The 25,072-nt window shown below is 72.0% G+C and carries 25 protein-coding genes and 1 tRNA gene; 17 read left to right on the top strand and 9 right to left on the bottom strand.

The features are described from left to right. The first annotated feature begins 82 nt into the window (after nucleotides 1-82). The 3 genes from ACGWYL_RS02615 (at nucleotide 83) to ACGWYL_RS02605 (ending at nucleotide 2,104) form a co-directional block, all read left to right on the top strand. A complete protein-coding gene (locus ACGWYL_RS02615) occupies nucleotides 83-1,192 on the top strand; it encodes a hypothetical protein (RefSeq protein ID WP_395486356.1) in 1,110 nt (369 codons plus the stop codon). Nucleotides 1,193-1,301: 109 nt separating this feature from the next. Continuing rightward, nucleotides 1,302-1,751 (top strand): fluoride efflux transporter FluC, encoded by a 450-nt coding sequence (locus tag ACGWYL_RS02610; protein WP_395486355.1) that lies wholly within the window; start codon nucleotides 1,302-1,304, stop codon nucleotides 1,749-1,751. Beyond that, nucleotides 1,748-2,104: a fluoride efflux transporter FluC gene (locus ACGWYL_RS02605; protein ID WP_395486354.1), complete on the top strand. Its 357-nt coding sequence runs from the start codon at nucleotides 1,748-1,750 to the stop codon at nucleotides 2,102-2,104. The genes ACGWYL_RS02610 and ACGWYL_RS02605 overlap by 4 nt, the downstream gene beginning before the upstream one ends. Nucleotides 2,105-2,199: 95 nt before the next feature. Here the strand turns inward: ACGWYL_RS02605 and ACGWYL_RS02600 are convergent, their stop codons facing one another. From ACGWYL_RS02600 to ACGWYL_RS02585, 4 genes are all read right to left on the bottom strand, one after another. Continuing rightward, nucleotides 2,200-3,240, bottom strand: coding sequence for an LLM class F420-dependent oxidoreductase (locus ACGWYL_RS02600; protein ID WP_179423042.1), 1,041 nt, complete (start codon nucleotides 3,238-3,240; stop codon nucleotides 2,200-2,202). 138 nt (nucleotides 3,241-3,378) lie between these two features. Beyond that, nucleotides 3,379-4,356: a DUF4349 domain-containing protein gene (locus ACGWYL_RS02595; protein ID WP_395486353.1), complete on the bottom strand. Its 978-nt coding sequence runs from the start codon at nucleotides 4,354-4,356 to the stop codon at nucleotides 3,379-3,381. Beyond that, the gene (locus ACGWYL_RS02590) at nucleotides 4,353-4,931 is read right to left on the bottom strand and encodes an RNA polymerase sigma factor (protein WP_179423046.1); all 579 of its coding nucleotides are present in this window, start codon (nucleotides 4,929-4,931) and stop codon (nucleotides 4,353-4,355) included. The genes ACGWYL_RS02595 and ACGWYL_RS02590 overlap by 4 nt, the downstream gene beginning before the upstream one ends. A gap of 52 nt (nucleotides 4,932-4,983) precedes the next feature. Continuing rightward, nucleotides 4,984-6,498: a dolichyl-phosphate-mannose--protein mannosyltransferase gene (locus tag ACGWYL_RS02585; protein WP_395486352.1), complete on the bottom strand. Its 1,515-nt coding sequence runs from the start codon at nucleotides 6,496-6,498 to the stop codon at nucleotides 4,984-4,986. A 124-nt stretch (nucleotides 6,499-6,622) separates the two neighbouring features. Between ACGWYL_RS02585 and rsmI the strand changes: the two genes are divergently transcribed. Both rsmI and fgd read left to right on the top strand, forming a co-directional pair. Next, nucleotides 6,623-7,465, top strand: a complete 843-nt coding sequence (rsmI, locus tag ACGWYL_RS02580) for a 16S rRNA (cytidine(1402)-2'-O)-methyltransferase (RefSeq protein ID WP_395486351.1) — start codon at nucleotides 6,623-6,625, stop codon at nucleotides 7,463-7,465. Further along, nucleotides 7,462-8,484: a glucose-6-phosphate dehydrogenase (coenzyme-F420) gene (gene fgd, locus ACGWYL_RS02575; RefSeq protein ID WP_179423052.1), complete on the top strand. Its 1,023-nt coding sequence runs from the start codon at nucleotides 7,462-7,464 to the stop codon at nucleotides 8,482-8,484. Before rsmI ends, fgd begins: the two co-directional genes overlap by 4 nt. Nucleotides 8,485-8,487: 3 nt before the next feature. Here the strand turns inward: fgd and ACGWYL_RS02570 are convergent, their stop codons facing one another. Both ACGWYL_RS02570 and ACGWYL_RS02565 read right to left on the bottom strand, forming a co-directional pair. Further along, entirely contained in the window at nucleotides 8,488-10,467 is a 1,980-nt protein-coding gene (locus ACGWYL_RS02570) for a YhgE/Pip family protein (protein ID WP_395486350.1), read from the bottom strand. Next, on the bottom strand, nucleotides 10,464-11,081 hold the full coding sequence (locus ACGWYL_RS02565) for a hypothetical protein (protein ID WP_395486349.1): 618 nt from the start codon (nucleotides 11,079-11,081) through the stop codon (nucleotides 10,464-10,466). The genes ACGWYL_RS02570 and ACGWYL_RS02565 overlap by 4 nt, the downstream gene beginning before the upstream one ends. 173 nt (nucleotides 11,082-11,254) lie before the next feature. Between ACGWYL_RS02565 and metG the strand changes: the two genes are divergently transcribed. The 6 genes from metG to ACGWYL_RS02535 all read left to right on the top strand — a co-directional run bounded on the left by metG (nucleotide 11,255) and on the right by ACGWYL_RS02535 (nucleotide 18,678). Then, nucleotides 11,255-12,835, top strand: a complete 1,581-nt coding sequence (metG, locus tag ACGWYL_RS02560; protein ID WP_179423058.1) for a methionine--tRNA ligase — start codon at nucleotides 11,255-11,257, stop codon at nucleotides 12,833-12,835. A 4-nt stretch (nucleotides 12,836-12,839) separates the two neighbouring features. After that, complete coding sequence (locus tag ACGWYL_RS02555; protein ID WP_395486348.1) at nucleotides 12,840-13,697, top strand: TatD family hydrolase; 858 nt, start codon at nucleotides 12,840-12,842, stop codon at nucleotides 13,695-13,697. A 117-nt stretch (nucleotides 13,698-13,814) separates the two neighbouring features. Next, complete coding sequence (locus ACGWYL_RS02550) at nucleotides 13,815-14,876, top strand: transglycosylase family protein (RefSeq protein WP_395486347.1); 1,062 nt, start codon at nucleotides 13,815-13,817, stop codon at nucleotides 14,874-14,876. Further along, entirely contained in the window at nucleotides 14,849-15,745 is an 897-nt protein-coding gene (gene rsmA, locus ACGWYL_RS02545) for a 16S rRNA (adenine(1518)-N(6)/adenine(1519)-N(6))-dimethyltransferase RsmA (RefSeq protein WP_395487231.1), read from the top strand. Before ACGWYL_RS02550 ends, rsmA begins: the two co-directional genes overlap by 28 nt. Nucleotides 15,746-15,994: 249 nt before the next feature. Beyond that, nucleotides 15,995-16,912, top strand: coding sequence for a 4-(cytidine 5'-diphospho)-2-C-methyl-D-erythritol kinase (locus ACGWYL_RS02540; protein WP_395486346.1), 918 nt, complete (start codon nucleotides 15,995-15,997; stop codon nucleotides 16,910-16,912). Continuing rightward, the gene (locus tag ACGWYL_RS02535; protein ID WP_395486345.1) at nucleotides 16,912-18,678 is read left to right on the top strand and encodes an ABC-F family ATP-binding cassette domain-containing protein; all 1,767 of its coding nucleotides are present in this window, start codon (nucleotides 16,912-16,914) and stop codon (nucleotides 18,676-18,678) included. The genes ACGWYL_RS02540 and ACGWYL_RS02535 overlap by 1 nt, the downstream gene beginning before the upstream one ends. A gap of 93 nt (nucleotides 18,679-18,771) precedes the next feature. Here the strand turns inward: ACGWYL_RS02535 and ACGWYL_RS02530 are convergent, their stop codons facing one another. Further along, on the bottom strand, nucleotides 18,772-19,257 hold the full coding sequence (locus ACGWYL_RS02530; protein ID WP_223302974.1) for a MarR family winged helix-turn-helix transcriptional regulator: 486 nt from the start codon (nucleotides 19,255-19,257) through the stop codon (nucleotides 18,772-18,774). A gap of 100 nt (nucleotides 19,258-19,357) precedes the next feature. Between ACGWYL_RS02530 and ACGWYL_RS02525 the strand changes: the two genes are divergently transcribed. Further along, a tRNA-Gln gene (locus tag ACGWYL_RS02525) sits at nucleotides 19,358-19,439 on the top strand. A gap of 7 nt (nucleotides 19,440-19,446) precedes the next feature. On the opposite strand, the gene ACGWYL_RS02520 is transcribed toward ACGWYL_RS02525, so the two are convergent. Next, complete coding sequence (locus ACGWYL_RS02520) at nucleotides 19,447-19,833, bottom strand: PaaI family thioesterase (RefSeq protein WP_179423070.1); 387 nt, start codon at nucleotides 19,831-19,833, stop codon at nucleotides 19,447-19,449. A 132-nt stretch (nucleotides 19,834-19,965) separates the two neighbouring features. Here ACGWYL_RS02520 and glmU point away from each other — a divergent pair, with 132 nt between their 5' ends. The 5 genes from glmU to pth all read left to right on the top strand — a co-directional run bounded on the left by glmU (nucleotide 19,966) and on the right by pth (nucleotide 24,157). Continuing rightward, nucleotides 19,966-21,417: a bifunctional UDP-N-acetylglucosamine diphosphorylase/glucosamine-1-phosphate N-acetyltransferase GlmU gene (gene glmU, locus ACGWYL_RS02515; protein ID WP_395486344.1), complete on the top strand. Its 1,452-nt coding sequence runs from the start codon at nucleotides 19,966-19,968 to the stop codon at nucleotides 21,415-21,417. 22 nt (nucleotides 21,418-21,439) lie between these two features. Then, nucleotides 21,440-22,378: a ribose-phosphate diphosphokinase gene (locus ACGWYL_RS02510; RefSeq protein WP_179427941.1), complete on the top strand. Its 939-nt coding sequence runs from the start codon at nucleotides 21,440-21,442 to the stop codon at nucleotides 22,376-22,378. A gap of 24 nt (nucleotides 22,379-22,402) precedes the next feature. Further along, nucleotides 22,403-22,771 carry a hypothetical protein gene (locus ACGWYL_RS02505; protein ID WP_179423074.1) on the top strand — a complete coding sequence of 123 codons (369 nt, stop codon included), beginning with the start codon at nucleotides 22,403-22,405 and terminating at the stop codon, nucleotides 22,769-22,771. Between the two features lie 166 nt (nucleotides 22,772-22,937). Beyond that, entirely contained in the window at nucleotides 22,938-23,591 is a 654-nt protein-coding gene (locus ACGWYL_RS02500; protein ID WP_395486343.1) for a 50S ribosomal protein L25/general stress protein Ctc, read from the top strand. Next, nucleotides 23,591-24,157, top strand: coding sequence for an aminoacyl-tRNA hydrolase (pth, locus tag ACGWYL_RS02495; RefSeq protein WP_395486342.1), 567 nt, complete (start codon nucleotides 23,591-23,593; stop codon nucleotides 24,155-24,157). The genes ACGWYL_RS02500 and pth overlap by 1 nt, the downstream gene beginning before the upstream one ends. A gap of 10 nt (nucleotides 24,158-24,167) precedes the next feature. Here pth and ACGWYL_RS02490 read toward each other — a convergent pair whose 3' ends face one another. Then, on the bottom strand, nucleotides 24,168-24,908 hold the full coding sequence (locus ACGWYL_RS02490) for a hypothetical protein (RefSeq protein ID WP_179423080.1): 741 nt from the start codon (nucleotides 24,906-24,908) through the stop codon (nucleotides 24,168-24,170). Between the last annotated feature and the right edge of the window lie 164 nt (nucleotides 24,909-25,072).

The raw sequence follows: 25,072 nt of genomic DNA, 5'->3' as shown, positions 1-25,072 counted from the left end.
TTCCTACACGCGATGGTTCCTTCGGACCACCTTCGCGAAAAAGCGCGACACTCCCGCACCACGCGCCCCTAGGCTCACGCGCATGATCCCCCCGAAGACCCAGTACCGAGTCGTGTCCGGACTCCTCGGCGGAGCCCTCGTCACGAGCGCTCTCGCCTTCGCCGCACCTGTCGCCACGGCCGCCCCGGCCGCCGCGCCCGGCGCCAAGGTCGTCGTCCTCAACGACCCCAGCTTCGTCGACACCATCGCCCTGGCCGACGTCCCCACCAACGAGGGCCACGAGGCCGCGAACATGATCGTCGGCCTGCGCGCCGACGGCCACACGGTCACCGAGCTCACCACCAGCACCCCGGCCGCCATCACCGCGGCGCTGAAGGGCAAGGACACGCTGGTCGTGCCCGAGCTCGAGCGGGACGCGTGGGCGCAGAACATCGGCTCCGCGAGCCGCAGCGCCGTCAAGTCCTTCGTCCGCAACGGCGGCACCATCGTGGTCGCCTCGGACTACGAGGACACGCTCAACACGCTGTTCGGCTACAAGATCGAGACCACCGGCGACGACGGCTGGACCAAGCGCGCCCCCGCGGGCAGCCCGTTCCGTGGCGGCCCGGCCGCGCTGCCGGACAACAACGGCTCGAACTCGGCCGTGATCTCCACCCTCCCGGCCGGCGCGGTCGTCGAGTACGCCGACTCCGACAACGACAACGCCGGCGTCTTCACCAAGCGTGAGGGCAAGGGCCTGGTCGTCTCCCTCGGGTGGGACTGGTACTGGGCGGCTCCCGCGCAGGCCGACGGTCAGGACGGCGGCTGGCGCAGCATCCTGGACACCTCGGTGCGCACCGGCATCAAGCCCGCCGTCGCCCCGAGCAACGTGTTCAAGCTGCCCAAGCCCGCCGCGCACTCCCGTGCCGCCGCGGTCAAGCTGAAGCTCGACCTCCCCGGTGCCGGCAAAATCAAGGTCGGCCCTTCCAAGAAGGGCACGCTGAAGACCGTCACGAAGAAGGTCGGCTCCTCGGGCCACACGTCCGTCTGGGTCAAGCCGTCGGGCTCGACGATCAAGAAGCTGAAGAAGAAGCTCAAGGCGAGCGGAAAGTCCGCCGTCGCGACGAAGCTGCGCGTCAAGGCCACGTACACCCCGACCGGCGGCAAGCCGCGCACGGTCACCCGGGTCTACGTGTTCAAGCTCCAGCGCTAGCTCGAACCCCCCACCGGCGCGGTGGATCGTGGCCTCGGCCACGGTCCACCGCGCTGTCGTTCGCGGGGCGTAGGCTCGGCGCGCACCCGCCGTCGCCGGAAGGAGTCCCGTGCGCGCTGATGACGCCTCGTCGCAGGCGCGGCCGCTGTACGCGAGTCCGGTGGCGCTCGTCCTCGTCCTGATCGGCGGTGCGGTCGGCACGGCCGTGCGTGCGTCGCTGGCCGAGGCCTTCCCGCCGGCCGCCGGCGACTGGCCGTGGGCCACGTTCGCGGTGAACGTCGTCGGGTCGTTCCTGCTGGGTGCGCTGGTCGCCGTGGTCTCGGGACGCGAGGTCGGACGGCTCCGGTACGTGCGCCCGGCCCTCGGCGCGGGCGTGCTGGGCGGATTCACGACCTACAGCACGTTCGCGGTCGAGGTCGAGCGGCTGCTGACGGGTGGTGCCGTGGGTCTCGGGCTGGCCTACGGGGTGCTGAGCGTCCTGCTGGGCGTCCTGGCGGCCGCTGCGGGCGTCCTGGTGGGCGGCGGCGTCCGGCCTCCCGCCGCGGAGCGGGACCGGTGATCGCGCTCGTCGCGCTCGCGGGCGGCGTCGGGGCCGTGCTGCGATTCGTCGCGGAGGGTCTCGTCACGCGTTCGGTGCGCGCCCCCGTGCCGCTGGGGACGTTCGCGGTGAACGTCACCGGTTCGTTCGTGCTGGGACTGGTGGTGGCCGTCACGGTCGCGGACTCGGACGTGCGCCTCGTCCTCGGCACCGGCCTGCTCGGCGGCTACACGACCTTCTCGGCCGCCAGCGTCGAGGCGTTTCTGCTGGCGCGCTCCCGCGGCCCGCGCGCCCTCTCGCTCGCCGCCGCCCATGCCGCGGCGATGCTCGCCTGCGGCCTCGGCGCCGCCGCCCTCGGGCTCCGGCTGGGCTGACGGTTTCCCCGGTTAACCGGGGAAACCGTCACTTCGCGAGGTTTGCGAACCTCGCGAAGTGACAGGAAACCTCGTTCAGTCTGCGAGGGGGAGCGTCAGAGGACGAGCTCGGCCATCATCCGGAGCGTGTCGGCGTTGCCGCCGATCGTGAGGGTGGTGACGACGGACTCGCGCCAGGCGGCGAGGTCGTCGCGGATCTTCTCCTTCGGGCCGATCAGCGCGATCTTCTCCACGAGGTCGAGCGGGACGGCGGCGGTGGCCTCCTCCTTGCGACCCTCGAGGTAGAGGTCCTGGATCTTCGCGCAGGCCTCCTCGTAGCCCAGGCGTGCGACCGCGTCGAAGTGGAAGTTCGCGCCCTTCGCGCCCATGCCGCCCACGTAGAGCGCGATGAACGGGCGGATGAAGTCGGCCGCGGCCTCGAGGTCGTCCGACACGATCACCTGGACGGGGCAGGCGATCTCGAACTGCTCGCGGGGGAGCCGCTCGGGGGCGCGCTTCGCGAAGCCCTCCTCGAGCGCGGTGTGCGCGAACTCGGCGTCCCAGGGGGAGTAGAAGAACGGGATCCAGCCATCGGCGATCTCGGCGGACAGCGCGATGTTCTTCGGGCCCTCCGCCGCGAGCAGCAGCGGGATCTGCTCGCGCACGGGGTGCAGCGTCGAGCGCAGCGACTTGCCCAGGCCGGTGGACTTCAGGCCGTAGACGTCGCGGTAGGGGATCTGGATCTGCGGGCCGTCGTGCGCGACCCGCTCGCGCGCGATCGTCTGGCGCAGCACGTCGAAGTACTCGCGCGTGCGGGCCAGCGGGCGCGGGTAGGGCTGGCCGTACCAGCCCTCGACGACCTGCGGGCCCGAGACGCCCAGGCCCAGCATCATGCGTCCGTTCGAGAGGTGGTCGAGCGTCATCGCGGCCATCGCCGTGGCGGTGGGCGTGCGGGCGGACATCTGCACGATGCCGGTGCCGAGCTTGATGCGCGAGGTCGAGGCGCCGAGCCACGCGAGCGGGGTCAGCGCGTCGGACCCGTAGGCCTCGGCGGTCCACACCGAGTCGTAGCCGAGCTCCTCGGCCAGCGCCAGCTGTTCGGCCTGGCCCGGCGGCTGTCCCTGACCCCAGTAGCCGAGGCTGAGTCCGAGCTTCATCGCGTACCTCCGTCGTCCCGGGCGCCCGTCGCCCGTGTCGTGGCTCACGCTGCCACATCGGGGGTGGCGTCGTCCCGGGGGTCTGACGAACGATGAGGCATTCGGGCACCCCAGCGGGGCCGAATGCCTCATCGTTCGTCAGGCGCGGGCCCTCCGGCGGCGGAGCCACAGCACGACGGCCGCGACGAGGCCTGCCGGGACCAGCCACGGCGTGACCAGACCGGCGAACGCGACGATCCCGTCGACGGTGGCGACGAGGGCGTTCCAGCCACGCGTCAGGCCGCCGACGAAGCCCTCACCGGGCTCGACGGACCGTGCGGTGTCCCGCGGCACCACCAGCACCTCGATCGTGGCGAGCGAGGTCTGGTCGCGCAGCACCCGCCGCTGGGCCTGCAGCGCCTCGAGATCGCTCTGGCGCTGGGTCAGCTGGGCCTCCGCGTCGAGCAGGTCGCGCGTCGACGAGGACTCGGCGATGATCGCGCGCAGCCGGCGGATCGACGTCTCGAGCGACGCGATCCGCGCGTCCACGTCGGCGATCGTGGCCGCCTCGTCGGTGCGCTCGAGGAACACCGAGGCCGGCCCGCCGAGCTCGTCCAGCTCGCGCCGCAGCGCCTCGACGGCCCCGGCGGGGACACGCACGGTCAACGAGGCCGACCCCTGGGTCCCGCTCTCGATGCTCTCGCCGTCGATCCGCCCCTCCCGCTGGGCCACGAAGACGCGGATGGCGGTGACGGCCTCGCGCACGTCGTCGACCTCCACCGACATCGAGCCCGTGGTGACGACCGTGCTGCTCGTCGGCAGCTCGGCGTCGGGGGCGACCTCCTCGTCGGCCTCGGCCCCGCCCGCGTCGGACCGGGAGGTCGGACCCTCCGCCGCGCCGGAGTCGCTCGAGGTCATCGAGTCCGAGCCCCCGGAGGTCCCGGCGGGTCCGCCCAGTCCCACTCCGACGCCACCCACCACCACGACCGCCGCGGCCGCGGCGCCGGCGAACGCGGCGCGCACCCGCCGTCGGCGCCGGCGCGCGTCCTCCGCGTCCTCGGCGACGACGTCCATGACGTGCGCACGCATCCGCTCGATCCGCTCCGGCTCCAGCACCGGCAGCTCCGTCCCGCTCATCGGGCACGCTCCTCTCGCAGGTCGCCGCGCAGGCGGGCCCGCAGTCGCGACACGCGGTTGCGGACGGCCCCGTGGGTCACGCCCAGCTCCGCGGCCGCCTGCTCATAGGTCAGGTCGCCGTCGACGCACAGCTCGAACAGCCGTCGGTCGACGGGGGAGAGGCGGGCGACGGCAGCGTCGATGGCCGCCGCGACCGCCGCCTCCTCCACGTGGCCGGAAGGGTCCGCGCCGGGGTCCACCGGCTCGTGCTCCAGGTCGACCGCGTGCAGGCGAGCGCGCTTCCGTCCGGCGTTCAGTGCGGTGTAGCGCGCCGTGACCATGAGCCACGGCAGGATCGAGCGGTCGACGATCGTGATGTCGCCGATGCGACGCCACGCCGTGACGAAGGTGTCCTGGCAGACGTCCTCGGCCTCGCTCGCGTCACCGACGACCCGGTGCGCCTGCCAGTAGACGGCGCTGACGTGCCGGTCGAACAGCGTGCCGAACGCGAACGTGTCCCCTGCCTGCGCACGCGCCAGCAGCGCCGTGTCGCTCAGTGGCGGGTCGTACCCCGCGCCGTGGGCCGGTCCGGCCATCGTCTCGATCCTTGCCTCCACGACCTCTCATGTCGCGGTGCAGCGCATCGTCTCAGATCCAGCGGTCCCACCACATGCGCTCGCGCCACTGGTCGTACGTGATGATCCGGTTGGCCAGGATCGGGAAGAAGTACCAGAACGTGACGGCGACGACGCCGAGGTAGGCCGCGAGGCCCGGCCACCAGTAGCGGTCGGGGATGCGACGGCGGATCGCGCTGAACACCAGGCACAGCGCGATGATCATGAACGGCACGATCGCGATGGCGTAGAACGTGAAGATCGGGCGGCCCGAGGTGATCCACCACGGCGCCCACGTGGCCAGGACGCCCACGAGCGGCAGGCTCCAGCGCCACGTGGGGTTGCGGATCCACGCGACGAGCGCGGTGACCAGGCCGAGGGTGCCGACCCACCAGATCGCCGGGTTGCCCAGCGTGAGCACCTGGCGCACGCACTTGGAGTCGGCCGAGGCGCCGCACACGTCGGCGGCGATGTCGAAGTTCGACGAGACGTTCGTGGGCCGCCACTGGATGAGCCAGCCGAATGCGTTGGACTCATAGGGGTGGGACTTCGAGGCGAGGTAGTCGCCCGTGTGGAAGTTCCAGGTCATGACGTGGAACGACCACAGGGAGCGGAACGCGTCGATCAGGCCCCCGAGGGGACCGCGCGTGGGATCGGAGACGCTGCCCCACACGGGCTCGTCGCCGTATCCGTTGCCGAAGCGGGCCTCGAACACGTCGTGGTGCAGCAACCAGCCGGTCCAGGTGAGCAGGTAGACCACGAGCGCGACGCCGACGAGCCAGCCGAACGCGGGCAGCCCCACCCGGAGCACGCGGACGAAGGCGTCCTGCACCGACTCGACGCGGCCACGGGCCCAGACCTCCCAGATCACGACCGTGAGGCCGAACGCGGCCAGGACGTACAGGCCGCTCCACTTCGTGGCGACGGCCAGGCCGAAGCAGGCGCCGGCGGCGAGCTGCCACGGCCGCCACGCGTAGTAGCGCCGGTCGAGCGCCAGCCGCTCGCCCAGCCAGTCGCGGTCGACGGCGAGGCACGCGACGGCGCACAGGATCCAGAACGCCAGGAAGATGTCGAGCAGGGCGATGCGCGACATCGTGTAGTGCAGGCCGTCGAGGGTCAGCAGCAGCCCGGCCACGCAGCCGAGCGCGAGCGAGCCGGTGAGGCGCAGCACGAGCCGCGCGAGCACGAGCACCATGAGCGAGCCCACGACGACCGCCGCGAAGCGCCAGCCCAGCGGCGTGAGGCCGTAGATCTTCTCGCCGAACGCGATGAGCCACTTGCCGCCGTCGGGGTGGACGATCCACGTGGGGTCCTGCGTGAAGACGTCGGTCTCGCCGTTGATGATGCGGCCGTTCGCGTCCTCGACGGCGTCGCGCGCGTAGCCGCCGTGGATGAGGCCCCACGCGTCCTTGGCGTAGTACGTCTCGTCGAAGGTGAGCGAGTTCGGGCTGCCGACCTTCCAGATCCGCAGGGCGAACGCGAGGAGCGCGATGGCGATCGGGCCGATCCACTCCCACGCGCGTAGGCTGATCCGGTCGAGCAGGGTCACCCGCACACCCTAGCCAGACGGGACGCCCGGCGGGAGAGTGTTCTGAACTCGCAGTTACCTTCCGGTCGCGGGGCCCGGACGACGGCCGACCGGCGCGTGCGCGGGTCCGTGGCAGGATCGAGGGGTGCTGATCCTCGCCGCGACGCCCATCGGGACGGTGGCCGACGCATCGGGCCGGCTGGCCGACGCCCTCGCGTCGGCCGACGTGGTCGCCGCCGAGGACACCCGCCGCTTCCGTCGCCTCGCGGCGGACCTCGGCGTCGAGGTCCCGGGCCGCGTCGTCTCCTACTTCGAGGGCAACGAGCAGCAGCGCACCACCGAGCTGCTCGACCACCTGCGCGACGGGGCGACCGTCGTGCTGGTCACCGACGCGGGCATGCCCAGCGTCTCGGACCCCGGCTACCGGATCGTGGCCGCGGCGGTCGCCGAGGACCTGCCCGTCACCGCGATTCCCGGGCCGTCGGCGGTGCTGACGGCGCTCGCCGTCTCGGGCCTGCCGGTCGACCGCTTCTGCTTCGAGGGCTTCCCGCCGCGCAAGTCCGGCGAGCGGTCCCGCGTGCTCGGCGCCCTCGCCGACGAGCAGCGCACGATGGTCTTCTTCGAGTCCCCGCACCGCACCGCCGCCACCCTCGAGTCGATGGCCGAGGCGTTCGGCGCCGACCGGCCCGCCGCGGTGTGCCGCGAGCTGACCAAGACCCACGAGGAGGTCGTGCGCGGTCCGCTGTCCGAGCTCGCCGCCTGGGCCGGCGACGGTGAGCGGGTCCGGGGCGAGATCACGATCGTGGTCAGCGGCAGCGAGCCGCCCGCCCCCGCCGACCTCGACGAGACCGACCTCGCCGCCCTGGTGGACGAGGCCCGCGCCGAGGGACTGAGCACGAAGGACGCCGTCGCGGACGTCGCGCGGCGCACGGGGATCTCCCGCAAGGTGGTCTATGCCGCCGCCCACGCCACGAAGGAGTCGACATGAGTCAGCCGTTGAAGCTCGGGTACAAGGCGTCGGCCGAGCAGTTCGGCCCGCGCGACCTCGTCGAGTACGCCGTCGCCGCCGAGGCGCACGGCATGGAGTCGGTCTGGACGAGCGACCACTTCCAGCCGTGGCGGCACACCGGCGGCCACGCGCCGTTCTCGCTGGCGTGGATGACCGCGGTGGGGGAGCGGACCAGCTCGGTCGTCATCGGCACCTCGGTGATGACGCCGACGTTCCGCTACAACCCGGCCGTCATCGCGCAGGCCTTCGCCACGATGGGCTGCCTCTACCCGGGGCGGATCGTGCTGGGCGTCGGCACGGGCGAGGCGCTCAACGAGATCGCCACGGGCTTCCGCGGCGCCGGCGAGCAGGACTGGCCCGAGTTCAAGGAGCGCTTCGCGCGGCTGCGCGAGTCGGTGCGGCTCATGCGCGAGCTCTGGTCGGACGAGCGCGTCTCGTTCGAGGGCGAGTACTACTCCACGCACGACGCCTCGATCTACGACCGCCCCGACGAGCCGATCCCGGTCTACGTCGCGGCGGGTGGCCCGGTCGTGGCGCGGTACGCCGGCCGCATGGGCGACGGCTCGATCTGCACGTCGGGCAAGGGCCCCGAGCTCTACACCGAGAAGCTGCTGCCGGCGTTCCGTGAGGGCGCCGAGAAGGCCGGTCGCGACCCCGAGGCCGCCGACCGCATGATCGAGATCAAGCTGTCCTACGACACCGACCTCGACACGGCGCTGGAGAACACGCGCTTCTGGTCGCCGCTGTCGCTGACGCCCGAGCAGAAGCACTCCATCACCGACCCGGTCGAGATGGAGGCGGCCGCCGACGCGCTGCCGATCGAGCAGATCGCGAAGCGCTGGATCGTCGGCTCCGACCCGGACGAGGTCGCGGAGATGATCGGCCAGTACGTGGACTGGGGCTTCAACCACCTCGTCTTCCACGCGCCGGGCCACGACCAGACGCGCTTCCTCGAGCTGTTCGAGCGCGACCTCGCCCCACGCCTGCGCGACCGCTGAGGCTCAGAGCGCGATCTCGGGCTTGATCTGCGAGACGCGCCAGATCCGGCGTCGGTAGGCCGCGGCCGCGGAGACCGCGACGCCTCCCACGACGTAGGCCGTCAGCACCGCGATGTCGCGTGGCAGCGAGTCCAGGCTCGCGCCGTACATCAGGTGCCGGATGCCGTCGATCGCGTAGGTCATCGGCAGCACGTGGTGAATCGACTGCAGCGTGGGCGGCAGCGTCTGCCACGGGAACGTGCCACCCGCGCTGGCCAGCTGGAGCACCAGCAGGACCAGTCCGAGCAGCTGTCCCACGGGCCCGAGCCAGGCGTTGAGCGCGTGGACGATCGCCACGAAGGCGGCCGCCACGAGCAGCAGGAACAGCGCCACCTGGGTCGAGCGGAGCACGTCGATGCCGACGACCGACATCACCACGGTGAGCATGATGAGCACCTGGGCCGCGGCCAGCACGGCCGGCGTGAGCCAGCCACCGAGCGCCGTGCGCCACGGGGACTGACGGGCCGCGATCGCGCGGTTCGACAGCGGTCGCACCAGGAGGAACATGACGTAGCCGCCCACCCAGGCGCCGATCGCCAGGAAGAACGGGGCCAGGCCGGCACCGTAGCTGTCGGCCGAGGCCTGGGCGACGTCCTCGGTGCGGATCGGCGAGGCGATCGTCCGGGCCGTCTCGTCGCGGCGCTCCTCGGAGAGGTCCGGGATCGACCGCACGCCGTCGGCGAGTCCGTCGGCCAGCTCGCGCGAGCCGTCGCGGGCGCTCTCGAGTCCGGACGCGAGGGTGCCGGCCCCGTCGGCCAGCTGCTCGGCGCCCGCCTGGGCGTCGCGCTGGCCGGAGAGCAGCTCGGCGCTGCCGCCCTGCGCGGTCCGGAGGCCGTCGCGGAGCGTGCCGGCGCCCGTGGAGAGGCGGTCCGCGCCGGTGCGGAGCTCGCCCGCGCCTGAGGCCACCTGATCGGCACCGTCGGCCAGCTGGTCGATCTGACCGGTGGTCGTCTCCACCCGCTCGCCCAGCTCGTCGAGCGGCTGGCGCAGGTCGTCGAGGGTGGCGAGCACCGCCGCCTGCTCCTCGGGCGTGAGACCGGAGTCGGCGAGGCGCTCGGCGATGTCCTCGCGGGCGCGGTCGAGGTCGCCGCTGGCCTGCGTGGCGGCGTCGGCGACGCGGTCGGCCACGGTGGCCAGCTGCTCGGTGCCGTCGGCCACCCGGCGCGCGCCGGACGCCAGCTCGGACGCGCCGTCGGCGAGATCGCCCGAGCCGTCCGCGAGCCGGCCGGCGCCGGTCACCGCATCCTCGAGTCCGCTGTTCAGCCGCTGCTGGCCGTCGACGAGACGCGCCTCGCCGTCGGCCAGGTCGCTGGCGCCGTCGGTCAGTCGCAGCGCTCCGTCGTGCGCGCTGACGAGCCCGTCGGCCAAGGTCTCGGCGCCCTCACCGGCCTTCTTCAGCTGGTCGTGCAGCGTCGAGAAGCCGAGCAGGAAGGACGAGGCCGCGCGTTCACTGACGTTCTCGGCGATCGACGAGCTGACCTTCGTCAGGACCTGCTCGGCGATCGTCGAGGAGAGGTAGTTGTTGGCCTCGTTGGTCGTGAGGATCAGCGTGCCCTGCGCGGGATCGAAGTCCGCGGTCGAGGCGAGCGCGGTGGAGAAGCCGCGCGGGATGGTGAGTGCGAACAGGTAGGTTCCGTCCTCGACGCCCGCGGCGGCCGCGTCGGCGTCGACCTCCTGCCAGTCGAACGAGCCGTCCTCGACGAGGTCGTGGGCGACGTCGCGGCCGGCGTGCACCGTGCCGCTCTGGTCGCTCTCGGCGGGCACGTCCTCGACGACGAGCGCGGCCTGCACGGTCGCGAGCTTGCCGTAGGGATCGTGGTTGGCCCACAGGTAGAGCGAGGCGTACATGGTCGGGATCAGCACGATCGCGAGCACGGCCAGCCGCGGCATGCGTCCGGCGGTGAGGCGGCGGAGCTCGCTCAGCGCGAGTCGGAGCGCGGTCACCGGACGGCTCCCAGCGTGGTGTGCGAGGCCCGGACGTTGCGCAGCGAGTTCGTGGTCAGCTGGAGGCAGACCGCGAGGCCGCGGTCGGCCAGCTCGTGGGCCACGCCGAGTGCCGCGTGCGGGTCGGCCCCGTAGCGGTCGGGGCAGCACAGGACCAGCGCCTCCACGCCCGGCCGTCGGGCCGCGACGTCGGCCAGGAGCGCGAGCCGCACGTCAGCCGGCACGTCCTCGACGCGGGTGCGACGCCACTGCGCCGCCGCGCGCTCGTCGAGCCAGTCCTTGACGTCGCCCCGGCCCGCCGGACGTCGCGCCATCGCCAGCTCCTCGCCCATCGTGGTCGCCAGCGAGACGACGTCGTCGGGCTCGGAGACGTCGGGGACGTCGACCAGCGCGACCACGTCGCGCAGCCGCTGCCCGTCGGCCTCGCCGTCGATCAGGACCCGCCCCGACGAGGGGACGAGGCGTCCGCCCAGCAGCAGGCTGAACGCCGTGTGGCCGGTGCCGGGTGGTCCGTCGACGATGGTGACCGCGCCGGTCTCGATGGTGGCCGACGTCGGCTCCAGCACCGCGGAGTGCGGGCCGTCGACCGACGTGGCGATGGCTTCGATTCTCATGTTTCTCGCTCCCGGGCCGTGAAGGTGGCCCAACTCTCCAGTCTCCAGCGTCACGCGTGGTTCTCCCAGAGTCGAGGCGGGTGATTCCCGTTACCCGGCCGTGCGGGCTCGCTCCGGCACGTCAGCGGCCGGGCGGTCCGGGTCGTGTCGGCGCGCTCACTAGACTCGGACTCGTGCCCGAGCCGACCTTCTACGCCACGACGCCGATCTACTACGTCAACGACGCGCCCCACATCGGGCACGGCTACACGACCACGATCGGCGACGTCATCACGCGCTGGCACCGCCAGCGGGGCGAGCGCGTCCAGTACCTCACCGGCGTCGACGAGCACGGCCAGAAGGTGCTGCGCAAGGCCGACGCCAACGGCGTCTCACCGCAGGAGTGGGTCGACCGCCTCGTCGAGAACGAGTGGCTGCCGATGCTGCGCACGATCGACGCGGCCAACGACGACTTCATCCGCACCACCGAGGCGCGCCACGAGAAGGGCGCCCAGGCGTTCTGGCAGGACCTGCACGACCGCGGCGAGGTCTACAAGGGCGAGTTCTCCGGCTGGTACAGCGTCGGCTCCGAGGAGTTCGTCGCCGACGAGTACGTCGCCGACGGAGAGGGCGAGGACGAGGGCTTCAAGGTCTCCACGCTCGACGGCAGCCGGCTCGAGCACGTCACCGAGGAGAACTACTTCTTCCCGCTGAGCCAGTACGCCGAGCGGCTGCTCGCGCTCTACGAGGAGCGCCCCGACTTCGTGCAGCCCGAGTCGGCGCGCAACGAGGTGCTCGCGTTCGTGCGCGGCGGCCTCAAGGACCTCTCGATCTCGCGCTCCACGTTCGACTGGGGCATCCCGCTGCCGTGGGACGACTCGCACGTCATGTACGTGTGGATCGAGGCGCTGCTGAACTACGTCACCGCGGCCGGCTACGGCGTCGACGACGAGCGGTTCGAGGACCTGTGGCCCGCGAACGTGCACTTCGTCGGCAAGGACATCGTCCGCTTCCACGCCGTCATCTGGCCCGCGCTGCTGATGGCCGCCGGGCTGCCCGTCCCGCACCGCGTGTTCGCGCACGGCTGGCTGCTCGTCGGCGGCCAGAAGATGAGCAAGAGCAAGGCCAACGGCATCCACCCCACCGAGATCGTCGGCACGTTCGGCTCGGACGCCTACCGCTACTACTTCACCCGCGCGCTCACGTTCGGCAGCGACGGCTCGATCTCGTGGGAGGACATCGGCGCGCGCTACCACGCCGAGCTCGCCAACGGCTTCGGCAACCTGGCCTCGCGCGTGGCCGCCATGATCGGCAAGTACTTCGACGGTGCACTGCCCGCGGCCGGTCCGCTGGGCGACGCCGAGCAGCGGATCGTCGACACCGTCGCCACCGCGGTCGCCGAGGCCGACGAGGCAATGGAGCGCATCGCGCCGCAGGACGCCCTCGCCGCGATCTGGCGCATCGTCGATGCGCTGAACCTCTACATCACAGAGACCCAGCCGTGGGCCGTCGCGAAGGACGAGTCGCAGCGCGAGCGTCTCGGCACGATCCTCCACACGGCCGCCGAGGGCCTGCGCGTCCTGGCGGTGACGCTGCACCCCGTCATGCCGAAGGCCACCACGTCGCTGTGGGAGTCCCTCGGCGCCGAGCCCGCGCTGGGCGCGCTGGCCGACCAGCGGATCGACGAGGTCGCCCGGTGGGGCCAGCTGCCCGAGGGCGCGACGATCACCAAGGTGCCATCGCTGTTCCCGCGCATCGACCTCGCCGAGGCCTGAGCCGGTGACGCTCACCGAGGGCTGGCCCGAGCCGCCCGCGCCGCTGCCGCGCCCCGTGGTGGACAACCACTGCCACCTCGACACCCGCATCCGCGGCGGGGCGCTGATCCCGGTCGACGAGGCGCTCGACCGCGCCGCGGCCGTGGGCGTCACCCGCACGGTCCAGGTCGGCTGCGACCTCGAGGGCTCGCGGTGGGCGGTCGAGGTCGCCCGTGCGCAGCCCAGCGTGGTGGCCGCCGTGGCGATGCACCCCAACGACGCCGCGCGCAGTCAGACCCTCGAGGCGGACCTCGCCGAGATCGACCGGCTCGCCGCCGATCCCGTCGTGCGGGCCGTGGGGGAGACCGGGCTCGACTACTTCCGCACGGGCGCCGACCTGCGACCCCTCCAGCACCACAGCTTCCGCGAGCACATCCGCATCGCGAAGCGTCACGACCGCACGCTCGTGATCCACGACCGCGACGCCCACGACGACGTGCTCGCGATCCTCGACGACGAGGGCGCCCCCGACCGCGTCGTCATGCACTGCTTCAGCGGCGACGCCGACTTCGCCCAGCGGTGCGTCGAGCGCGGCGCGTACCTCTCGTTCGCCGGCACGGTGACGTTCAAGAACGCCGAGTACCTGCGCGAGGCGCTGCGGATCGCGCCCCGCGACCGCATCCTCGTCGAGACCGACGCGCCGTTCCTGACCCCCATGCCGCACCGGGGGGAGCCGAACGCCTCGTTCCTCATCCCGCACACCGTCCGGTTCATGGCCGAGGTGCTCGAGGCCCCCGTGGAGGAGCTCTGCGAGGCCATCGACGCGAACACCGATCGGGCGTTCGGGGGACACTGGCCCGAGCGTGTCGCTACAGTCACATGAGTCACAGGATTTGAAATCCCGGCCACCAGCACGCATGGTGGAAAGGTTGTATCTCCAACCCTGAGGTAGTTCGTGCCCCGTTTGTTGCCTGAAATCACGCCCCGGAACACCGTCACCATGGGCCTGGTCGCCCTCGGTCTGGCGGTCGCCGTCGGAGGCGTCGTCCACGCATCGACCTACGACGACCTCGTGCGCTTCGACGTCGACGGCGTCGTCACCGAGGTCCGCACCGAGAGCGAGACCGTCGGCGACCTGCTCGCCGAGAAGAACGTCACGCTCGCGGCCGCCGACCAGGTCAGCCCCGCCGTCGGCACCGACATCGACGACGGTGACGTCGTCAAGGTCCGTCGCGAGAAGGCCGTCACGCTCGTCGTCGACGGCAGGATCACCCAGAACACCGTGCACGACGTCGACGTCGCCAGCGCGCTCGACACCCTCGGCGTGAAGCCGAAGGAGGGTGCCACGCTCTCGATGGCCCCCGACGAGCGCCTCGGCCTCGACGGCAACAGCGTCGTGGTGAGCAACCCCAAGCCCGTCACCCTCAAGGTCGACGGCAAGAAGCAGCGCTTCGTCACCGCAGCCCCCACCGTGCAGGCACTCCTGCAGCAGCGCGGCGTGGAGGTCGGCGAGCTCGACGAGGTCAAGCCCGGTCTCGGCTCCTACCTGAAGCCGAAGCAGGCCCTGCGCGTCGTGCGGATCGAGAAGGTCACCCGCACCGAGAAGATCGAGGTCGACCACAAGGTCACCTACACCGACGACTCGTCGCTGTTCACCGGCGACACCGAGGTCCTCAAGGAGGGCCGCGACGGCGTCGACCGCGCCAAGGTCGAGCTGATCCTGGCCGACGGCGAGATCCGTGAGCGTCGCGTCATCTCGCGCAGCACGGTCCGTCCGCCGATCGCCGAGGTGCAGAAGCGCGGCACGAAGGACCCGAACACGATCGACGGTGGCGTCTGGGACCGCATCGCCAAGTGCGAGTCGGGCGGCAACTGGAGCATCAACACCGGCAACGGCTACTACGGCGGCCTGCAGTTCTCGGCCGCCACCTGGCGCAGCGTCGGTGGCCCCGGGCTCCCGCACCAGCACAGCAAGGCGACGCAGATCAAGTACGCCGAGATCCTGCAGAAGCGCTCCGGCTGGGGCCAGTGGTCCTGCGCGGCCAAGGTGGGCGTCAACTGAGCGAGTCCGGGGCCTCCGGCTCCGTCCGCCTCCTCGGCGCCGCCGACATCCGTCGGCTGGCCGCCGAGGCCGGCGTTCGCCCCACGAAGCAGAAGGGGCAGAACTTCGTCATCGACGCGAACACGGTGCGGCGCATCGTCGACGTGTCGGGCGTCGGTCCTGACGACGCCGTGGTCGAGATCGGGCCGGGCCTGGGCTCGTTGACCCTGGCCCTGCTCGACCGGTCGCGGCACGTCACGGCGGTCGAGATCGACGAGGTCCTCGCGGGCCGGCTGCCCGCCACGATCGCCGAGTTCGCGCCCGGCGCCGCCGACCGGTTCGACCTCGTGCTCGCCGACGCGATGCACGTGCGCGAGCTCCCCGGCCCCGAGCCCACCGCGCTCGTGGCGAACCTGCCGTACAACGTCTCGGTGCCGGTGCTGCTGCACTTCCTCGAGCAGTTCCCGTCGCTGCGGTCGGTGCTGGTGATGGTGCAGGCCGAGGTCGCGCACCGTCTGGCCGCGGGTCCCGGCTCGCGCACCTACGGCATCCCGAGCGTGAAGGCGGCCTGGTACGCCGACGTCCGGCTCGCCGGCAACATCGGCCGCAACGTCTTCTGGCCCGCGCCCAACGTGGACTCCGCGTTGGTCTCGCTGGTGCGCCGCGAGCCACCGGTGGGCGACCGCAGGACGGTCTTCGCCGTCGTCGACGCCGCGTTCGCCCAGCGTCGCAAGACCCTCCGCGCCGCCCTCTCGGGCTACGCGGGCAGCGGCGAGGCCGCCGAGCGCGCCCTCGTCGCCGCCGGCATCGACCCCCGCACCCGCGGCGAGCAGCTCACGGTCGAGCAGTTCGCCGCCATCGCCGACGCCCTCGGCGCGCGAGATCTGTAGCGGCATCCACCGTTTTCGCGTGGTTTCGGCCTGAAAAGGGTGGACAGCGCTACGAATCTCGTGGCCGGACGGCCAGCCGCCGGGCGCCGCTGATCGGACCTCCGGTCCGCGAGATCTGTAGCGGTATCCACCGTTTTCGGAGGGTTGACGCCGAAAATGGGTGGTCAGCGCTACACATCTGCTGGCCGGGACGGCCAGCCACCGTCACCGGGGAAGCCGCACCCGGCGGCGCCCGTTAGGTTGGTGGGCGTGGTGACGAGGGTGACCGTGCGAGTGCCGGCCAAGATCAATCTGTGCCTGGGTGTGGGCCGGGTGCGCGCCGACGGGTTCCACCCGCTCGCCACCGTCTACCAGGCCGTCGACCTGCACGACGAGCTGCGCATCTCCTCGCGCGAGGACGGCGAGCTGGCGGTCGCGGTGCACACCGAGCTGGACCTCCCCGAGGGGTCGCAGGTGCCCGACGGCGACGACAACATCGCGGTCCGGGCGGCGAAGCTGCTGCGGACGCGCCTCGGCGACGAGACCCTCGGCGCGGACATCGCGATTCGCAAGCTCATCCCCGTCGCGGGCGGCATGGCCGGCGGCTCGGCCGACGCAGCCGCCGCGCTCGTCGGCTGCAACGAGCTGTGGGGCGGCGGTCTCGGCCGCGCCGACCTCGAGCCGCTGGCGGCCGAGCTGGGCAGCGACGTCCCGTTCCTCCTCCACGGCGGCAACGCGATCGGCGGTGGGCGCGGCGAGACCGTGAGCCCCGTGCTGGCCCGCGGCAGCTACCACTGGGTCTTCGCCACCGCGCCCGAAGGACTGTCCACGGCGGCCGTCTACGCCGAGTTCGACCGCATCACCCCCGATGCCCCGGAGGAGCCCGAAGTCCCCGACGCGCTGCTCAACGCGCTGCGCGCCGGCGACGCGCAAGCCCTCGGCCAAGCCCTCTCGAACGACCTGACCGACGCGTCCCTGTCCCTGCGTCCCGAGCTCGCCGACACGCTCGAGGTCGGCCTGGAGGCCGGCGCCCTCGGCGCGATCATCTCCGGCTCGGGCCCCACCACCGCATTCCTGGCCGCCTCTGACCAGCACGCGCTCGACCTCGCGATGGCGCTGGCCAGCACGGGAGCGGCGGCCGACGTCCTGCAGTCCCGCGGCCCCGTGTCGGGTGCGCGGCTCGTCTGATGCCGCCCCTCGTCGTCGCCGAGCGCATCGGCCAGTCGTTCCCGTCCGGCACGGTCCTGTCCGACGTCACCGTGGGCGTCGGCGACGGCGACCGCATCGGCGTCGTCGGTCGCAACGGCGACGGCAAGTCCACGCTGCTGCGGATCCTGGCCAAGCGCTTCGAGCCCGACTCCGGTCGCGTCACGTGGCGGCGCGACCTGCGCGTCGGGGTGGTCGAGCAGGACGACGTCCTCGACCCGTCGCTCACCGCGATCACCTCGGTCGTCGGCGACCGCCCCGAGCACGAGTGGGCGTCCGACGCGGGCGTCCGCGACGTGCTCGCCGGCCTCATGGGCGACGTCGAGCACCGGGCGCTCGTCGGCACGCTGAGCGGCGGTCAGCGGCGCCGCGTCGCGCTGGCCCGCACGCTCGTGCAGCGCTGGGACCTGCTGGTGCTCGACGAGCCCACCAACCACCTCGACCTCGAGGGCGTCACGTGGCTGGCGGAGCACGTGAAGCGCCGCACCGAGGCGCTCCTCGTCGTCACCCACGATCGCTGGTTCCTCGACGAGGTCTGCACGCTCACGTGGGAGGTCCACGACGCGCGCGTCGACGCCTACGAGGGCGGCTACGCGGCCTACGTGCTGCAGCGCGTCGAGCGCGACCGGCAGGCCGCGGCCTCGGAGGAGCGGCGCCAGAACCTCATGCGCAAGGAGCTGGCGTGGCTGCGGCGCGGCGCCCCCGCGCGCACCTCGAAGCCCAAGTTCCGCATCGACGCCGCGAACGAGCTGATCGCGCGGGAGCCTCCCGTGCGCGACGGGGTCTCGCTGGCGAAGCTGGCCACCGCGCGCCTGGGCAAGGACGTCGTCGACATCCTCGACGTCTCGGTCGCCTACGACGGCCAGCCCGTGCTGCGCGACGTCGAGTGGCGGATCGGTCCGGGCGAGCGGGCGGGCATCCTCGGCCCGAACGGTGCGGGCAAGAGCACCCTGCTCGGGCTGGTGACCGGCGAGGTCCTGCCCACCACCGGCCGCGTCAAGCGCGGCAAGACCGTGAAGATCGCGGCGCTCACCCAGCACCTCGCCGACCTCGACGCCGTGGCGGACGACCGCGTCAGCGAGGTCGTCGCGCGCAAGCGCACCTCGTACGTCGCCGAGGGCAAGGAGATGACGCCCGGCCAGCTGCTCGAGCGGCTCGGCTTCACCTCGGCCCAGCTGTCCACGCCGGTCCGGGACCTCTCGGGCGGCCAGCGGCGCCGGCTGCAGCTCATGCTGATCCTGCTCGACGAGCCGAACGTACTGATCCTCGACGAGCCGACGAACGACATGGACACCGACATGCTGGCCGCGATCGAGGACCTCCTCGACACGTGGCCGGGCACGCTGCTGGTCGTGTCGCACGACCGGTACCTGCTCGAGCGCGTCACCGACCACCAGTTCGCGGTGCTCGACTCGCACCTGCGCCACCTCCCGGGAGGCGTCGACGAGTACCTCCGGCTGCGTGCCGCCGCGGACGCGGAGCCGGCGGCCGTCGCCGCGCCCGCGCCGCGCGCGCAGGGCTCGCGTGGCGGGCAGGACGAGCGCCAGCTGAAGAAGGACGTGGCGCGGATGGAGCGCCAGATCGAGCGGCTCACCGAGCGGATCGCCGACCTCGACCGCGCGATGGTCGACGCCGCCACGCAGCCCGCGCGCCTCATGGAGCTCGACGCCGAGCGCCGCCCGCTGGCCGAGGAGCTCGAGGCCACCGAGGAGGCCTGGCTCGAGGCCTCCGCCGCCCTCGAGCCCTGACGCACCCTCCACTTCTGGAGCGCGTTGAACCCTCTCGCGCCCCGGAACGGTGCAAGCCGTTCCAAAAGTGGGGGAGGGGGCGGCGCGGTCAGGTCAGCCGTTGAAGTGGCTCGTGAGGGTGCGCAGGGCCTGGGCGACGTGGTCGCGCTCGGTCGAGGGGAGATCCTCGAGGATCGCCGACTCCAGCCCGATGAGGGTGTCGAGGGCGCCGTCGACGCGCTGGCGGCCCTCGGGGGTGAGCCGCACGAGCACGCCGCGTCGATCCGACGGGGCGGGCCGGCGCTGCACGAGACCGCGCTGGACGAGCCGGTCGACGCGGTTGGTCATCGTGCCGCTCGTGACCATCGTGGCGGCGACGAGGTGGCCGGGGGAGAGCTCGTAGGGCTCGCCCGAGCGGCGCAGCGCGGACAGCACGTCCCACTCCCACACGTCGAGCTCGTGCGCGGTGAACGCCTGCTTGCGGAGCCGCTCGAGGTGCTTGGCCAGTCGCATCAGTCGGCTGAAGACCTCGAGCGGGGACACCTCGACGTCGGGGCGCTCACGGCGCCACGCCGCGACGATCTCGTCGACCTCGTCCATACCGTCACGGTAGTCCATCAAGAATCTTGACGTAGAGATAGTTGCCGTACGCCGCAGCGGCCGGGCGCACGAGCCTGCTCCGGTAGCCTGAGGCCACCGATCCCCGGTTGGTCTGCCGGCAGGGCCCGCCTGACTTTGAATCAGGACAAGCGACGTAGGTTCGACTCCTACCCGGGGAGCCAGCGCCTCTCAGCCCCGTGCGATGACGGCATGCGTGCCGGTCGCGCGGGCGATCACCCGTCCATCCTGGGTGATCTCCCCCTCCGTCATCGCGATCCGCCCGCCGGCGCTGATGCAGGTCGCCACACAGACGAGCGGCCTGCCCGGTGCGCCGGCACGGACGAACTGGGTGCTGAGCTGGACGTGCGGGGCGACGACGCCGGCCCCGGTCGCGTGCACCGCCCACCCGGTGGCGCTGTCGAGGAGGGCGTTGAGGTACCCGCCGTGCAGGATGCCGCCGCCGTTCACGTGATCGGGCCCGGGTGTCGCCTCGACGACGGCGCCCTCGGCATCGGCGCGTACCACCCGGAAGCCCAGATGCGACGCGAAGGGTCCAGGGTCTCCCACGGCGGTCATGGCGTCACCCTAACGACTGCGCGACCCATGACGGCCGGACCCTCGGCTGCTCGACGCCGCAACGCCGGTCTCGGCTGGGACGCCCGGCCGGGGGACACCTACACTCGGAAGGTCGTCGAACCGAGGAGTGATGTGAGCGAGCAGGTCACCGCGATCGTTCTGGCAGCTGGTGCCGGGACCCGGATGAAGTCGCGTCGAGCGAAGGTGCTGCACGAGATCGCCGGGCGCCCCATGCTGGGCCACGCGCTCGACGCCGTGCGGACCGCCGGGATCGATCACGTCGTCACCGTCGTCGGCCACGACCGCGAGCAGGTCGAGGCGGCCGTCACGCGGCTCGACCCCTCCGCCACGATCGCCGTCCAGACCGAGCAGCGCGGCACCGGCGACGCCGTCCGCGTCGCGCTGGACGCCGCCGGCTCGACCTCCGCGACCTACCTGGTCACCTACGCCGACGTGCCGCTGCTGTCCGCCGAGACGCTGCGCGGCCTCGTCGACGAGCACCGCGCGCACGGCCACGCCGTCACGATCCTCACCTCGGAGCCCGAGGACCCCACCGGCTACGGACGGATCCTGCGCGACGCCTCGGGCGCGGTCACCGCGATCCGCGAGCACAAGGACTGCACGGACGAGGAGCGCGCGACCCGCGAGGTCAACAGCGGCATCCTCGTCGTCGACGGCCCGTTCCTCGACCGCGCCGTGCGGGCCCTGAGCACCGACAACGCGCAGGCCGAGCTGTACCTCACCGACATCGTCGGCCAGGCCGTCACCGAGGGACTGCCCGTCGGCGCCCACGTCCTCGAGGACGTCTGGCAGACCGAGGGCGTCAACGACCGCCGCCAGCTGGTGCGCCTCGGTCGGGAGCTCAACCGCCGCACGGTCAATCGCTGGCTCGCCGAGGGCGTCACGATCGTCGACCCCGAGACCACGTGGATCGACAGCGCTGTCACGATCGGCCGCGACACCACGATCCTTCCGGGCACCCAGCTGCTGGGCGCCACCACGATCGGCGAGGGCGTCACGATCGGGCCCGACACCACGATGCGCGACGTCGAGGTCGGCGACGACGCCTCGGTCGTCCGCACGCACGGGTCGGATGCCGTGGTCGGCCCGGGCGCCACCGTCGGCCCGTTCGCCTACCTGCGCCCCGGCGCGGTCCTCGACACCGGCTCGAAGGTCGGCACGTTCGTCGAGGTCAAGAACAGCCACATCGGCCCCGGCGCGAAGGTGCCGCACCTGTCCTACATCGGCGACGCCGAGGTGGGGGAGGGCACCAACCTGGGAGCCGGCGCGATCACCGCCAACTACGACGGGGTGAACAAGCACCGCACCACGATCGGCACGCACGTCAAGACCGGGTGCCACAACGTGTTCGTCGCGCCCGTGAGCCTCGGTGACGGCGCTCACACGGGCGCGGGAACGGTCGTCCGCGAGGACGTGGCGCCGGGGGCGCTGGCCGTCCCCGCGTCGGGACAGAGGACAATCGAGGGGTGGGTCGCGAGCCGGCGACCGGGTACGCCTTCCGCGCACGCCGCGGACCAGACCACGCAGGAGACCAGCGGTGGCCACCAACAAGAGCCTCAGTAAGCGCACGCCCACGAGCAACCTCATGTTGTTCTCGGGCCGCGCGCACCCGATCCTCGCCCAGGAGGTCGCCGAGCTGCTCGAGGTGGACTGCGTGCCCACCACGGCCTACGACTTCGCCAACGGCGAGATCTACGTGCGCTTCGAGGAGTCGGTGCGCGGCTGCGACGCCTTCGTGATCCAGAGCCACGCCGCGCCCATCAACGAGGCGATCATGGAGCAGCTCATCATGATCGACGCGCTCAAGCGCGCCTCGGCCAAGCGCATCACCGTGGTCCTGCCGTTCTACGGCTATGCCCGCCAGGACAAGAAGCACCTCGGTCGCGAGCCCATCAGCGCCCGCCTCATGGCCGACCTCTTCCTCGCCGCCGGCGCCGACCGCCTCATGACGGTCGACCTGCACACCGCGCAGATCCAGGGCTTCTTCGACGGCCCCGTCGACCACCTCCTGGCCATGCCGATCCTGACGCGTCAGGTGCGCAAGCGCTACGGCAACAAGCCGCTCGCGGTGGTCTCGCCCGACGCCGGCCGCATCAAGGTCGCCGAGCAGTGGGCCCGCCAGTTCGACAACGCCCCGCTGGCGTTCATCCACAAGACCCGCGACATCTCGCAGGCCAACGTCACCAAGGCCAACCGGGTCGTCGGCGAGGTCGCCGGCCGCACGTGCATCCTGGTCGACGACCTCATCGACACCGGCGGCACGATCTGCCAGGCCGCCGAGGCCCTCATGAACGACGGCGCGGCCGAGGTCGTCATCGCCGCCACGCACGCCGTGTTCTCGGGCGAGGCCGTCGACAAGCTGAAGAACTCGGTCGCCACCGAGGTCATCGTCACCAACACGCTGCCGCTGTCGGAGGACCGTCAGTTCGACAAGCTCACCGTCCTGTCGATCGCCCCGCTGCTGGCGCAGGCCGTCTCGGCGGTGTTCGAGGACGGCTCGGTCACGAGCCTCTTCTCCGAGTGAGGCGAGTCCCGGAGTGAGGACGGCGTGACCACCGGGTCGGTCGTGCGCGCCGCGGCGCAGCTGGCGCTGCTGTACGCCGCGATCGGCGTCGCGGGCACGCTGCTGCTGGCTCTTTCGGCCGGCGACCTCACCACGAACCTGCTGCTGCCGCTCGCGGTGCTGGTCGTGGCGCTCGCCCTGGCCGCCGCGGTGATCGTCGTGCTGGCCCGGCTCGCGGTCGGCTGGCTCGAGGGCCGCGTGAGCGAGCCGGTGGTCGTCGCGATCATGGTCGCCTCCGGCGTCGTGCTGCTGAGCGGCGTCCTCACCGTGAGCACGCTGGGCATCCTCTCGGTCGCCGTCTCGGCGCTGATGGCGCTCGCCACCCACCTCGTGCTGACCCGCTGCTGGGCCTGAGTCGCTCCTCGCGGCCGATTTCGGCTCGCCCGCACGGGTGGGTTAGACTCGTGGGGTTGCCTCGGCGAGGGTCCACCGGACCGTGATCGACAGGGCGCTCCACAGGAGTGCTGTGTCGAGCGCCGAGCCCAGACTTCAGACTGAACCCTCCAAGGAGAGAATCCCCGTGGCCGAGATCAAGCTTTCCGCCGAGCAGCGCACCGAGTTCGGCAAGGGTGCCGCGCGCCGCATCCGACGTGACGACAAGATCCCCGCCGTCCTCTACGGACACGGCACCGACCCCATCCACGTGACCCTGCCCGGCCACGACACGATGCTCGCGCTCAAGACCCCGAACGCGCTGCTCGCGATCGACCTGGGCTCGGACAACCACCTCGCCATCCCGAAGCAGGTCCAGCGCGACCCGCTCAAGGGCTTCATCGAGCACGTCGACCTGCTCATCGTCAAGCGTGGCGAGAAGGTCACCGTCGACGTCGCGATCACCGTCGTGGGCGAGCCCGAGGCCGGCGTCCTGCTGGTCACCGAGAACGCCACGGTCGCCCTCGAGGTCGAGGCCACGCACATCCCGTCCGAGATCGAGGTCTCGGTCGAGGGCCTGCAGGTCGGCGCGCAGGTGCTCGCCTCCGACCTCGACCTGCCCCAGGGTGCGGCCCTGGCGGTCGAGGAGGACCTGCTCATCCTCAACCTGACCCACGCGCCCACCGCGGCCGAGGTCGAGGCCGAGCTCGAGGACGCCGAGGCCGAGGCCGGCATCGAGCACGACCAGCCCGAGGCGCCCGCCGAGGAGCAGGCCGCCGAGCCGGAGTCCACCGAGAGCTGATGACCTGGCTGGTCGTCGGGCTGGGGAACCCCGGCCCGTCCTATGCCGCCACCCGGCACAACGTCGGGTACCACGTGACCGATGAGCTGGCCGCCCGCATGGGCGGCCGGTTCTCGTCTCTGAAGGCGGCGCGTGCCGACATCGTCTCGGGCCTGCTCGCGAGCGAGCGCACGGTCCTGGGCCGCTCTCGCGCCTACATGAACGAGAGCGGCGGGGCGGTCTCCGCGCTGATGAAGTACTACGACGTCACGCCCGACCGGCTGATCGTCATCCACGACGAGCTCGACCTGCCGCTGGGCTCGCTGCGCTGCAAGTCCGGCGGCGGCGACAACGGGCACAACGGGTTGAAGTCGATCCGTCAGTCGATCGGCACGGGCGACTTCCTGCGCGTGCGGTTCGGCATCGGGCGCCCGCCCGGCCAGCAGCCCGTGCACGACTTCGTGCTCAAGCCGTTCGCGAAGGTCGAGCGCACCGAGGCCGACATCGTCACGCAGGAGGCCGCCGACGCGGTCGAGAGCCTGATCTCCGTCGGCCTGGAGAAGACGCAGAGCGCCTTCAACTCCTGACGCCGCCGCGTCAGATGGTCTTGAGCTGGACCAGCTCGCCGTCGGCGAAGACGCCGACGAAGCGGGTCGCGATGCCGCAGGCCGCGAACTCGCGCTCCTGCACCGAGGTCACGCCCTTCGCCGCCAGCCGCCGCAGCGGGCCGAGCTCGGCGTTCGCCTGGGCCATGACGTTCGGGTCGGAGTAGAGGCGCGACAGCCGCGCGGAGTGCTGCAGCACCTGCGAGACGTTGACGCGCTCGAGCGTGCCGGGGGAGCGCATCAGTCGCTGGGTCTGCGCGAGCGACGTGCCGCGGACCGAGGGTGAGAACGCCGCGTCGATCCTCAGGGCGCGAATGTCGGGGGCGGTCGCGCAGGCGTTCTGGCGCACGACGAGGCGCATCGCGCGGCGCGTCGTGGCGGTGCGCCCCTTCGAGCGGGACTTCACGGTGATGACGGCACGGTACGTGCCGGGGCGCAGGCGCACGGCGCTGCGGTTCGTGTGGAGGCGCTTGCCGCTGCGGGACACGGTGATGCGCTTCGAGAGCAGCTTGACGCCTCGGGCGCGCTTGACCTGCGGGACGACGCGGACCGAGCCGGCCCACCCCACCACGCGCTGGGTCGGGTTGACGATCTTCACCTTGGCGGTGGTGGCGGCCGTGGCCGCGCGGGGAGCGGGCGCGCTGGCGCGAGCGGACGTGATCGCACCGGCCGTGACGACGGCCGTCGCCACGAGCGCCACCAGCGAGCCGAGGCCCAGCGTCTTCGTGTTCACCCTCGAAGTATGGGGCACGTGTGACTCGCGTGACCACTGATATGCCAGATATAGGTGGGCACTCGTGATACGGCAGGGACTCGCTGGACGTATCAAGGAGGCCCGATGGTGCCTCTCCGCGGGTGATGACGATGACGTCACACACCACATCAGTCGCACTGGTC

The organism is Aeromicrobium sp. JJY06, from assembly GCF_044069275.1.
In the GTDB taxonomy this organism is placed as follows: domain Bacteria; phylum Actinomycetota; class Actinomycetes; order Propionibacteriales; family Nocardioidaceae; genus Aeromicrobium; species Aeromicrobium tamlense.
Note: the sequence above shows the minus strand (reverse complement) of the source record. Positions and strands in the feature narration are given on the sequence as shown.